General features: G+C 43.6%; 11 protein-coding genes. 4 read left to right on the forward strand and 7 right to left on the reverse strand.

Going from position 1 to position 12518, the window contains the following annotated elements; genetic code table 11:
- Positions 1-209 precede the first annotated feature (209 nt).
- Together R7Q39_RS03960 and R7Q39_RS03965 are read left to right on the forward strand one after the other, a co-directional pair.
- Complete coding sequence (locus tag R7Q39_RS03960; protein WP_005377965.1) at positions 210-587, forward strand: hypothetical protein; 378 nt, start codon at positions 210-212, stop codon at positions 585-587.
- Positions 588-916: 329 nt separating this feature from the next.
- Positions 917-2590: an alkaline phosphatase D family protein gene (locus tag R7Q39_RS03965; protein WP_182039658.1), complete on the forward strand. Its 1674-nt coding sequence runs from the start codon at positions 917-919 to the stop codon at positions 2588-2590.
- A gap of 79 nt (positions 2591-2669) precedes the next feature.
- Here the strand turns inward: R7Q39_RS03965 and R7Q39_RS03970 are convergent, their stop codons facing one another.
- The 7 genes from R7Q39_RS03970 to R7Q39_RS04000 all read right to left on the reverse strand — a co-directional run bounded on the left by R7Q39_RS03970 (position 2670) and on the right by R7Q39_RS04000 (position 8654).
- Entirely contained in the window at positions 2670-3773 is a 1104-nt protein-coding gene (locus tag R7Q39_RS03970) for a phosphoribosylaminoimidazolesuccinocarboxamide synthase (RefSeq protein ID WP_033905133.1), read from the reverse strand.
- Positions 3774-3976: 203 nt separating this feature from the next.
- Entirely contained in the window at positions 3977-4369 is a 393-nt protein-coding gene (locus R7Q39_RS03975) for a SulA-like leucine-rich domain-containing protein (RefSeq protein ID WP_005377962.1), read from the reverse strand.
- A 412-nt stretch (positions 4370-4781) separates the two neighbouring features.
- Entirely contained in the window at positions 4782-4964 is a 183-nt protein-coding gene (locus R7Q39_RS03980) for a hypothetical protein (protein ID WP_005377960.1), read from the reverse strand.
- A gap of 177 nt (positions 4965-5141) precedes the next feature.
- Positions 5142-6116: a J domain-containing protein gene (locus tag R7Q39_RS03985; protein WP_005388848.1), complete on the reverse strand. Its 975-nt coding sequence runs from the start codon at positions 6114-6116 to the stop codon at positions 5142-5144.
- 76 nt (positions 6117-6192) lie between these two features.
- A complete protein-coding gene (locus R7Q39_RS03990) occupies positions 6193-6852 on the reverse strand; it encodes an OmpA family protein (RefSeq protein ID WP_005377956.1) in 660 nt (219 codons plus the stop codon).
- 217 nt (positions 6853-7069) lie between these two features.
- Positions 7070-7765 carry a DUF2786 domain-containing protein gene (locus R7Q39_RS03995; protein WP_005377954.1) on the reverse strand — a complete coding sequence of 232 codons (696 nt, stop codon included), beginning with the start codon at positions 7763-7765 and terminating at the stop codon, positions 7070-7072.
- 208 nt (positions 7766-7973) lie between these two features.
- The gene (locus R7Q39_RS04000; protein WP_005388843.1) at positions 7974-8654 is read right to left on the reverse strand and encodes a DUF3334 family protein; all 681 of its coding nucleotides are present in this window, start codon (positions 8652-8654) and stop codon (positions 7974-7976) included.
- Between the two features lie 263 nt (positions 8655-8917).
- Here R7Q39_RS04000 and R7Q39_RS04005 point away from each other — a divergent pair, with 263 nt between their 5' ends.
- Positions 8918-11953 carry an FAD-binding and (Fe-S)-binding domain-containing protein gene (locus R7Q39_RS04005; protein ID WP_230238184.1) on the forward strand — a complete coding sequence of 1012 codons (3036 nt, stop codon included), beginning with the start codon at positions 8918-8920 and terminating at the stop codon, positions 11951-11953.
- Positions 11954-12026: 73 nt separating this feature from the next.
- Positions 12027-12488 carry a methyltransferase family protein gene (locus R7Q39_RS04010; protein WP_053306949.1) on the forward strand — a complete coding sequence of 154 codons (462 nt, stop codon included), beginning with the start codon at positions 12027-12029 and terminating at the stop codon, positions 12486-12488.
- Positions 12489-12518 lie beyond the last annotated feature (30 nt).

Genomic DNA, 12518 nt, shown 5'->3' on the forward strand with positions numbered 1-12518 from the left:
GTGTTGTTTTTAGTTTCTTAATTGAAATATTAATCAATTGAATGCTTATATATGGCGAAGCTGTACATCAGTTGTTACAAAGCTGGTTTTAATATTTCCTTTTGTATGTAAATTAGGGCATAAAAGACGAATGTTTTATATCCCATTGCTATATCAAAACAGTTGAACGATATTTGGTATATCTCATTTTCGAGTGTCGGGGGCATAGAATGGATCAACAAGGAAAGACGTGCATTGAATTCGACTACACTAGCTTTTTAGGGGCGACAGGTAGTAAAAAATGGACCTTCTTAGAGGCATTTGCCACCATCGCGCCTATTTTCGGTTTGATGTGGAAACAGAACATTGCGGAATTGAGCAAGCCTGAAGATCGGTTGTGGGATGCCGCATTAAAATCGATGTCTTCTCGTAAAAGTGATGAATCCAATTTGGTCCGCTTAACCCAGTTAGCTAAACATGAAGGGATCAATGAATTGCGAGTCGTTATGCCATATTCGCTCGATGTTCAGCAAATCGAGTACATAGAATCTCGCAGTCAGTTGAAGGTGGATACGTCAGAACAAGATGTTCTTAACATCAAGTTTTAGGCTGAGTATTTCCACTTCATCGATGTACTACTTAACAATAGTGCAATGAAAAGCGACCTCAAAGTAGGTCGCTTTTTTATTTTGAGGTTTTTGTCACAGGTCTTGGAAGTGTGATGAATATAGAGTATTTGCACTTAAATTAACAAAAATGTAACGTTTGGAAATGCAATTGTCATAACTAGCTTCTAACTTTGTGTTTTTAGGACAAATTACCGACTAAGTGGTTGGTACTGTAAGTTCGAATTAACGTCCCTTATTGGCACACAAGGATGATTGAGTCACCACGTCATTTGGGCATAAAAACAAACACAATAAGAAAGGAAGTCAATATGTCTTTGTCTCGTCGAGACTTTATGAAAGCTGCCTCTTCAACGGCGATTGTTACCGGGCTGGTGGGTTGTGGTAGCGATGCTAGTGAATCTGTTGCGGTTACCTTTGAGCACGGGGTGGCGAGTGGAGATCCTACTCAAACACAAGTAATCATTTGGACTCGAGTTACGACCTCAGCAAGCTACGCAGATGTAAGCTGGCAAGTTTCTTCTAATGAAAATTTTACTGATATCGTACAAAGTGGCACTTTCGCTACAGATACGAGCCGAGATTTTACGGTAAAAGTTGATGTTCAAAACCTCAACGCAAATTCTCACTATTACTATCGATTCATGGTTGGAGATGTCACTAGCGAAGTCGGGCAAACTCAAACATTACCAGAGGGTGGTGTAGAAAAGGCATCCATGGCCGTTGTTTCTTGTGCAAACTATCCTGCTGGTTATTTCCATGTGTATCGAGAGATCTTAAATCAACATGAGCAAGAACCGTTTGATGTGGTACTTCATCTCGGTGATTACATTTATGAGTATGGGGCTGGTGGCTACGCTAGTGAAGATGCTGAGGCACTAGTGCGAGAGCCAAGCAAAGGCACTGAATGCATTACCTTAGATGATTACCGAAAACGGTATGCGCAATATCGCCAAGATGCTGATCTGCAAGCGTTACATGCGAGCCTACCAATGATTGCAGTCTGGGATGACCATGAGCTTGCAAATGATAGTTGGAAAAATGGTGCGGAAAACCATCAAGAAGAGGAAGGCAGCTTTAATGATCGTCGTGCAGCTGCGGCTGCCGCGTGGACAGAATGGTTGCCCGTTCGTGAAAACACTTTCTCAAACATGCTGATTTACCGTCAGTTTTCGTTTGGAAGTTTAGTCAATTTGATGATGCTCGACACGCGACTTGTGGGGCGTGATAAACCGTTGGATTATTTCTCGCTCAGCTCACCAACGATGGAAGCTATTGGCGGTTTAGTTGCTCAGTCGCGCAGTCAAGACCGAGAGCTGTTAGGCGGTGACCAACTCGCTTGGCTGATGGATGCGTTCAGTACGCACGACGCAACTTGGAATGTGCTAGGGCAACAAGTGTTAATGTCTCGTATGGAGTTGCCAAGTTCGGTTATGACCGCGATGTTTCAATTGTTTACTGCCACTGAAGAACAAAAAACAGAGGCGTTATTAGCGGTAAACTCTGCGATTACGGGTTATCTCTCTGACCCAAGTTTAGATACCATTGCTTTGCCATATAACCTAGATGCATGGGATGGTTACTACGTTGAGCGAGAGAACGTTTATCAACTGGCCAAAGCCAGCAGTGGTAACTTTGTCTGTTTGGCAGGAGATACGCACAATGCATGGGCAAGTGAGCTTAAAGACGTATCTAAGCATCCTATCGGGGTAGAGTTTGCGACTAGCTCTGTGAGTTCCCCTGGGTTAGAGGCCTACCTCGCGTTAGACCCTGTCGCGATCGCTCAAATGGAATACACGCTGCCGCACTTAGTGTCAGAATTACAGTGGGCAGACATCAAACAGCGTGGCTTTATGCGCGTTACTTTTACGCCCGACAAGGCAGAGTCGACCTGGTATTTCGTATCAACGATTAAAGACAAAACATATCAGGTGACGACCAAGTCAGCCTCCACAACTGATGGTACTACGTTAAATATCGGCTAAAATGAGCCTAATACGAAAAAAGTCCGCAGGCTATTGCGGACTTTTTATTGGAAAGCGTTTAGCTAATCTAGCGACAGTGCTAGTCAATCAATCCGTATTCTTTGCTCAGAACCTCGATGATTTCCGCTTTCGGATTCTCACTCAAATGAATCGGCTTGCCTGTAATCTTCTCGGCAATACCAATGTAAGTGCTCGAAATCGCCATCAAAGATTCGACGGGCAAAGCATTATCACGAGCGAGAGCTTCGCGCTCAGGCATACGTTCTTTGTTTAGCAAGATATCTGGGTCAGGGAAGTGGTTAAGTAGGAACTGGCGGAAACCTTCTTTTGAGTTCTCTACGATGTGACCTGCTTGGTACTCTTTAGCATCCCATATACGAGACGAGTCTGGTGTACCCACTTCATCCATGTAAATCAGCTTTTCATTGCCAGCAGCATCATGAACATAACCAAATTCGAATTTGGTATCGACAAAGATTTGGTCTATTTCTTCTAACGCTTGGCTGATAACGTTAAAGCCTTCTTTCAGCAATTTTTCGTAGAGTGCGATATCGTCAGCGCTTGAGAAGTTAAATGCTTCGTAGTTGTCTACGATGTTTTGACGAGTAATATTCACGTCATCCGCTTCTGGCACACCGGGAATGCCTTTTAGAATGCCTTTTGTGGATGGGGTCATTAGCAACTCTGGCAGTGCTTTGTCTTTTTCTAACCCTTCAGGAAGTTGGATTCCACAAAACTCGCGCTCGCCATTTGCGTAAGCGCGCCACATCGAACCCGTGATGTATTTGCGGCAGATGGCTTCGATTTTTACCGGTTTGGCTTTTTGTACAATCCAAACAAAAGGGTGAGGAATGTCTAGAATATGGCTATCTGCTAAGCCATTTTCTTTGAACAGTTTGAACCAGTGATTAGAAATCGCATTAAGCGCAGCCCCTTTACCCGGGACACCATTAAGACCACCTTCAGCATGCCAAATACAATCGAATGCAGAGATTCGGTCGCTAATCACCATGATAGCCAAAGGCGCATCTGGAGCGACATTGTATCCTTTTTCTTTGATCAGTCGGGCGCTGTCTTCTTCAGTTAACCAGTAAACTGAACGAACTTTTCCACTATGAACGGGTTTATGGGTGCGAATTGGCAGGTCGTCATTGACGGCAAGTACTTGATTAGCAAGGCTCATTGCGACATTCCTATCATCTTAATCAAACGTCAGAAAGAGAAGATATTCAGCAAAATGTGGGCGCTGAATAAATCGAATGTGGGCATCATACCAGAACTATTTTAACTCGCCAGAGAAAAAGCAAACGTTTGCCTGTTTTCTTTAATACAAAAAAAGCCCCCTTAAAAAGGAGGCGAGATGCAGGATGGATAACGTCGAACTTATTAGTGGTACTTATTAACTCTGCCTTCGACGAAAAAGACTTCACACTGATAGCGCTGCGCCATGTCGCGCAACATAGATTGATTCATAAGTGCAATTTTATTTGATGCGACAACAGCACTGGCATTACCTGATCGGATGGCTTTTATCACGATCTCGACTTCTGAAAGCTGTTGAGAGGGCTTCATTTGAATCACGTTTTTACAGCAAATATTAGAAGCAGTGAGTTGTTCAAAGTCTGGACGAGGGCAGTCTGCTGTAAACAAAATCCATTGTTTCTGCTGCGATAAAACAGCCAGCTTAGATAGAAGCTGATCCGAAACGGCCATGGGCTTAGTTGCTTGTGCCAATACGTTGTAGCGAGAGTATGTATGAGATTGACTTTGTAACTGCATCTTACTGTTCCTTTATACATGCTGTATGTGTATACAGTAGTTTGTTTTGGCGACCTGATCAACCAGTTTCTCAAAAGTTATTTGCGGTTTTTTGAAAAGGAAATAAAAGGATTTTACTTTAAGTAATTGAATTTATTTGTTTATTTTTCATTTCTGATATGTCTAACATCAATTTAAAAATGTGAGGTGAGTAGAAAGTTGGACGAGAGACATACAGGGGTTTACTACTGTATATACAGGTGTTTTTCACGGACAGTGGTTTGTATACAGTGGAAGAGGGCTGATAACCGATGCGACATGCTATGTAGGATAGGAGGGAATACGAGATAGAGATTGGAAATAGGCTTGGGCGATCAAAAAAGCGCCTTATAAAAGGCGCTTTTGAAAATCAGTTCCGTTGATTCCGTCTTGCTTAGCTCGCTCGTTGCAAACGTTCGCGCATTTGCAATTCGCCTTGGTTAAATAGGCGCACGTCGATTTTCGCCATATCGTAACAAGCTTTACATGAGTAGTGGTGCTTGCCATCTAAATAATCGTGACGAGTTACAAGACTAGGTTTTTTACACCAATCACAGGTGCCTTCTTCAGTGAACATTGATTTTCTCCCCACCTAGATTAATTTGAGTCGTTAGGTGTTATTTTGCGCCGGGCATTATGGCATAAAAGCGCGACTTAAGTTAAATGTCTGTTAATTTCTTTGAGAGGGAGATCGATTGCGGTGCTTGATTATATGGGAATAAAAGCATGGCAGCCAAAGTATCCTGACCTATTTTTACTGTTTTGTAACATTTTGTGAGACGAGCTTAAAGGCATGATTGAGTCGCTTCATTTCTTCTTCACTGCCCCTTGTGTCAGGATGATAAAGCTTTGATAATTGTCTATAGCGTAGCTTGATTGCCTGTAAATCAGGGATGGTTTGTGGTGTGTAGCCAAACATAGCACACGCGACGCTTAGCTTATGGTTTTCTGCCTGAGTTTTGGATTTCTTAAATTCTCTGAATACTTTCTCTAACTGACGCTTCAGTTGCTTGTTCGTAAACTCTAGCTCTTTTATTTTTTCCGCCATTCGTTGATTTTGGCTTTCCTCTTTGGCTTCACGCGCTTTTCTATTCTGCTTAAGTTTTTTGATCGCGAGGAAACTTAAGCCGCTGATGATGAGGATCGCCGCTAGCCAAATCAGCCATAGAAACTGCGAGTGTTTTACTTTGGGGGTTGCAACTGTGCTTTTCTCTTCTTGTGTTTGCTCTGCTTTTTTATCGAGCGACTTTATTTGCGAGACTTGTTTAGCTCGTAGTTGGTTGAAGCGCAGCTCTAACAGTTGATTATAAGCTTGTTCTGCTGCTGGATTATGCTGAGAAGCCATTTGATACAAGGCTTCAGTCAATTGAGAAGTTGTGACCTTACCTGGATTGCGCTGAATAAAATCGGCGAGAAGAAAGCCACGATCGGTTGGGTCATTGAGTGCGATAGAGGTTAGCCAATATAACGCTTGTGTTTCATTTTTTTCGCCATTTATCCCTTTAGCAAAGTCGTTCGCGAGCTGTTTTTGTGCAGGGAGGTAACCTTGGTTGGCGGATTGCTCTAGCCAGTAGCGCGTTTCTGGTGAGGCTTCAGCTTCGTTTGATGCCAATAATTGTTGTGCGTACTCGTATTGTTCGATGGGGTCATTTGGAGCTTGAGAGGCAAGTGAGTAGCCAGAAAAGCTGAGGCTAAATAAGCAGAGTAGGGCAGACGTTTTGACAGACATTAATATGTCAGGCCTAACGATAATGGTTAGGCCTGCTCCGGTAATTTTTTATTATTACCGTTATGGTGCAACCAAATTACTTCAGTGGCAAGATCTGGATTTCAACACGACGGTTGCACGCACGACCTTCAGAAGTTTGGTTTGAGCAAATTGGGTTACGTTCGCCGTAGCCGCGTGCAATTGCACGACCAGGTGCAACGTTTTGAGATACTAGGAATTGACGTACGGACTCTGCACGGCGCTCTGACAACGTTTGGTTGTATGACTCACTACCTGTGCTATCCGTGTAACCGTCAATAACGAGACTGGTATCTGGGTACTCAACTAGGATGCGAGCAACACCGCGTAGAGTGTTATGGATACTAGCATCAAGCTGGTAAGAGCTTGAAGAGAAGCCGATACCGTTTTCCATACGCAGTAAAAGCTGATTTTCACCAACACGCTGAACTTGTACGCCAGAGTTTAGCAAAGCGCGACGTAATTCCGCTTCTTGTTGGTCAAAGTAGTAACCAACGCCAGCGCCAGTCGCTCCGCCTGCGGCTGCACCAATGAGTGCATGCTGACGACGTTCTTTAGCATCATCACCCGTTGCTAGGCCGATTGCTGCGCCAGCGATCGCACCAATAAGCGCGCCTTGCGTGGTGGAGTTAGTTTCGTATTCACCCGTTGTTGCATTTTGGCGTTGAGTGGCTTGACAGCCAGTAAGAGCTAGCACTAGAGCTAGTGCAATAGGCATCTTTTTCAAGGGAAAATCTCCGTATAAAACTGAGGCGAAACCATGCCTCATAATGGGATGCGAATTATGAATAAACAAGCATTAATATTTGTTATGAGAAAGTAAGATTGATAAGAGTTTCTGTAAGAAAATTCCTATCAATACTGCCAAAGCTCTCAAAGTAAGCCCCATCGACATCGAAGTCATTGCTGCTTATGTGAATCCTTTACTATTCTGGCTATTTCGATGAATCGCCCAACATTTTGCGTGCTTGTTCGCCGCCCACTCCACGATTAACTGAAACCTTTCTACCTTTCTTTAAGCCCACTTCGTAGTCTTCAGTTAGGTTTTTCATCGCTTCTTTCAATTGCTTCTTGAACGTTTCGCGGTCAATGTTTTGGAATTCTTTATCAATATAGTCATTAATTTTATTGGCCGACTCTTCATCTGGAGAAATAATTGGCAATTTTTCAATCGCGCCTTCCACCCAGCCAGATACAAATGAGTTCACACGGCGAGTCACTTCCTGAGAAGAGGTGCCGGTGCCAGCAAAGCTGTTTCGGAATTGTCCGGTACTTTCGTTCATCTCGCGATAAACAATATCGAAAGCAAATGCAGCAAAAATAGCGCGATCTGCTTCACCGATAAATTCGACACGTTTGAGCCCTTTGTGATTCAACAATACTGCTTCGACACCGAATTTTGTGTTAATGCCGCGAATCACTCGCAATATGGTAGAACTGATGTTCGCTGGTAGCAGATGAGAAGATTGTGTTTTTCCCATTCTGATGAACTCAATATCGTCTTTATCGAGACCATATTTAAGCATGAGGCGATGTGCCATTTTGATAGCATTGGCAGCCTCATTAACATTAGCGGAATTGCCCAGTTCTAAGCACTTGGCGATTTTTTTCAGAGCTTTTTGTTTATCCATCGACAACCAGTAACGAAAGCAGAAAATTTATGAAGTCAGACATATTACCTTTTTTGACATAAAAACGAAATACAAGGTGGGACTGAAGATAATTTCTGCACATAAAAATAAGCCTCGCATTAAGCGAGGCTGGCGTTTTAGTTCGTCGTAATCAGTATGAAGTCGTACTTGTGTCTAAGAAGCCATTCTTCATTAAGATTCGTTAGAATTACAACCCGAGCTGGTTGAGCAAGTCATCGGCATCATCGTTTGATCCCGACGATTTAGATTCTTTCTCAGCCAACTGTTTACGTGTTGCCTCTAAAATGTCGTCTGGGTTTTCGTCTTCAGCAACTTCAAACTCTTCCAGTTGGATGAACTCAGTTTTATCCATTGCTAGTTCGAGATAGAAAATATTGTTGTTTTCGGTGGAGAACGTCACTCTGCGCGCTTGAGGGCGGTCAAGGTTGGTATCAACTTGTAAGATAACTTGCTTATTCAGCGCTAGCATTTTTGGTTGGTTTTGTGTGATGTTCGTTTGCAGGTCTTTACGAATTTTATTAGTGAAGTCTCCGACCAGTTGATTCATGAGTTCACCCAGAACATCGCCTACCTCGTCAGAAGTATGAGATATTGCCAGTTCTTCTTCTGGCATGCCCATATTACGCATGTAGTTGGTGTAGATCTCCAGTGCGGCTTTTGCCGTAAAATTAATCACAACTAGCCCGGTAAATCCGCCATCAAACAGAACAAAACAGCCAAAATCTGGTTTGAGGCTAGTCTTGTGGATTTTTTGCACCATTGCTGAATAATTTACTTGAGAAGATGTCGCCGAAGTAAGTACGCCAGAAACAGACTGGCAAAGTTTGAGAAGGATATCTTCAGTGGTCACAATTTTATTTTTTTTCATTCTGAAAACTCATCTAGAAACGCGATTCGTTCCCCAATGTAAGGCATCAAGCGTGAAAAAATAAAGCATAAGTTTAATTATTGTATCGAGATTCTGATTTGCTCGTCTTTTTAAATGTTGTAAAGTGACGAAATTCAAAGAATATTACTTCACTAACTCTTTTGTGGTGTTTTTTTTCGCTTAGCGCCAATTTGTATGAGAAGTGAGCAAATAATTACACAACCCGCAGCTGATCGGATCAGCGTCGTAGGGGCAGGAAGCAAATGTTACCAAGATTACACTCGCAAACTGATGTCGATCCTCTTGTTCTTAGTTTTCTGAAAGAGCTTGAGCACGCCGGATTCACTGGTGATATCGAAAGCCAATATTCAAGCCGACTAGCGGTTGCCACTGACAACAGTGTTTACCAGCAACTTCCTCAGTCTGTCGTTCATCCCAAAACGACAGAAGATGTTTCTCTCCTCGGGAAACTGAGCAATAAAGAAAAGTACGAACGAATTACCTTTTCACCTCGTGGTGGTGGCACAGGGACCAATGGTCAGTCGCTAACCAAAGGTATTGTGGTGGATATGTCTCGTCACATGAACAAAGTGCTTGAGATTAATGAGAAAGAAGGCTGGGTTCGTGTACAAACTGGTGTAGTGAAAGACCAGTTAAATGACGCTGTTCGCCCTTATGGCTACTTCTTCTCTCCAGACTTATCTACCAGTAACCGTGCAACGATTGGCGGCATGGTCAACACCGATGCTTCTGGTCAAGGTTCTCTGAAATACGGAAAAACATCCGATCATGTTTTGTCGCTACAAGCGGTGTTTGCTGATGGTTCAATTTTAGAGTCGGACTTGTCTCATGGTTACCCAAAAGAAGGCGAGTTTGCTGCCAAGGCGCTACGTGTAACGGAATCCGTATGTCGTGAAAAACGCCAGCAGATCGTAGATAAGTTTCCTCCTCTTAACCGATTTTTAACGGGCTACGATTTAAAAAATGCCTTGAATGAAGAAGGTGACCGTTTCGATATCACACGAGTACTGTGCGGCGCTGAAGGTTCATTGGCATTCATTACCGAAGCGAAGCTTAACCTGACGCCAATTCCGAAAGCGCGTACTTTGGTTAACGTTAAATACAACAGCTTTGATTCTGCACTGCGTAATGCACCGTTTATGGTAGAAGCGAAGGCGCTGTCTGTAGAAACCGTTGACTCAAAAGTGCTTAATCTCGCGAAGCAAGATATCGTTTGGCACACCGTGAGCGATTTACTTACCGATGTTCCAAATAAAGAGATGCTTGGCATCAATATGGTGGAATACGCAGGTCAGGACGAAGAGGAAGTTGCTGCTCAGGTTGCAGCGTTGACCGCCAAGCTCGATACCATGTTGGAAACAGAAGAAGCGGGCATTATCGGCTACCAAGTTTGTAACGATGTAGCGAGCATTGGGCGTATTTACAACATGCGTAAAAAAGCGGTGGGTTTGTTAGGCGCAGCAAAAGGTCGTGCTAAACCGGTCGCATTCGCTGAAGATACCTGTGTGCCACCAGAAAACCTGGCGGACTTTATTGTAGAGTTTCGAGAACTGTTAGACAGCAAGTCTCTGAATTACGGCATGTTTGGTCACGTCGATGCTGGGGTGCTTCACGTACGTCCTGCGTTGGATTTGTGTGACCCGCACCAAGAAGCATTGATGCACGAAGTGTCTGATGAAGTGGTCAAGCTGGTGGCGAAATACGGCGGTTTGATGTGGGGTGAACACGGCAAAGGTTTCCGTTCAGAATATGGCCCTGAGTTTTTCGGCGACGAGTTGTTTACTGAACTGAGACGTGTGAAAGCGGCATTCGATCCACACAACAAAATGAACCCGGGCAAAATCTGTACACCGCTGGATAGTGATGCAGAGCTTGTCAAAGTTACCGATACCAAACGTGGTTACTATGACCGTCAGATTGACGTTCAAGTACGTGACAGCTTTAAACAAGCGATGGAATGTAACGGTAACGGTTTGTGTTTTAACTATGATACCAGCTCGCCAATGTGTCCATCGATGAAAGTAACAGCCGATCGTCGTCATTCACCAAAAGGTCGTGCAGGTTTGGTTCGTGAGTGGTTGCGTCAGCTTACTGAGCAAGGCATTGATATTCTTGACTTAGAAAAGCAAACACTAGAAAACAAAACATCAATCAAAACCATGATTGACCGCGTACGTCATTCTATCAATCGTCGTCACGAGTATGACTTCTCTCACGAAGTGTATGAAGCGATGAATGGTTGTTTGGCGTGTAAAGCGTGTGCGAGTCAGTGTCCGATTAAAGTCGATGTTCCGAGCTTTCGCTCACGCTTTTTAAACATCTATCACTCTCGTTATCAACGTCCTGCAAAAGACTATCTGGTTGCCAACATTGAGACTATGCTGCCGATGATGGCGAAAGCGCCAGGTGTCGTAAATGGTGTTTTGAAGCAGTCGTGGGTGAAAAGTTTAACGGCATCTACGGTCGGGTATGTCGATGCGCCGTTGTTATCAGTACCCACCTTGAAACAACGAGTAGAGTCGCTGACAACGCCTTATGATCTGCAAGCGCTCAGTGGTTTGTCTTCGTCTGAAAAGAGCAAGCATGTTTTAATTGTTCAAGACCCATTCACTAGTTACTACGACGCTGATGTCGTTGAAGACTTCGTTAAGTTATTGAAAAAGCTGGGTATGAATCCGGTGCTTCTGCCGTTTAAGCCGAATGGTAAAGCACAACACATTAAAGGGTTTTTACGTCAGTTTAAGGACACAGCAGCCGACACAGCGAAGTTCTTGGCGATGGTAGCGGATTTGGATATCCCATTAGTTGGCGTCGATCCTGCTTTGGTGCTGTGTTATCGAGACGAATACGCTGAAGTGCTTGGCAGTAAGCGAGGTGATTTCGATGTACTAACAGCCCACGAATGGCTTTACCCAAGACTAGAAGCGTTTGAAAGCGGAGAGCATAAGGCGCAGGAACCTTGGTATCTGTTTGCTCACTGTACTGAGAAAACCAAAATGCCAAATGCGGAAAAAGAGTGGGGCGCTATTTTTGCTCACTTTGGTGCAGTTTTGAATACGGTACCTGTTGGTTGTTGTGGTATGGCGGGTACGTTTGGTCATGAGGTTGATAAGTTGTCGATGTCGAAAGACATTTACAATTTAAGCTGGAAGCCAAGCTTAGATAAGTTGGATAACGAGAGATGTTTGATTACAGGCTATTCTTGCCGCAGCCAAGTTAAACGCTTTGAAGGAACGAAGCCCAAGCATCCCGTTCAGGCATTGTTAACTTTGTTGTAATCGGACTAAATCAAGCCCAGTTTTACTGGGCTTTTTAGAAACCGTATTTAGACCCTTTCAAAGGATATGAATCTTGAAAAAACTTGAACTCAAAGTCCCACCTGTTGTGGTGTTTTTGTTGGTCATACTTTTGATGTACGGACTTAAAGTTTTGACGCCGAGCATGAACATTCGAGTACCCTTTGTTGAATTTGTAGTAGGTGTATTAACTTTGTTGTCTGGCTACATGGGCATTGCTGGCGTGTATGAATTTCGCAAAGTAAAAACCACAGTAAACCCAGTAAAACCTGAAGCGGCATCTTCTGTTGTAAGAACTGGTGTGTTTGCCTTTTCACGCAACCCTATGTACACGGCATTATTGCTTCTAATCATAGCAACTGGTTTGTGGTGGCAGCACTTGAGTGTGGTGCTTTGTGGCGTGATATTTGTCAGTTATATGAATCGGTTTCAAATCAAGCCTGAGGAACGCGTTCTAGAGCGATTGTTTGGTGAGGAGTATGTGGATTATAAAAATCATGTTCGTCGTTGGCTCTAAGCATTGCGTTTAGTTTTGTTTGGATGAGAC

This window comes from Vibrio sp. 947 (assembly GCF_033339115.1).
Classification (GTDB): domain Bacteria; phylum Pseudomonadota; class Gammaproteobacteria; order Enterobacterales; family Vibrionaceae; genus Vibrio; species Vibrio alginolyticus.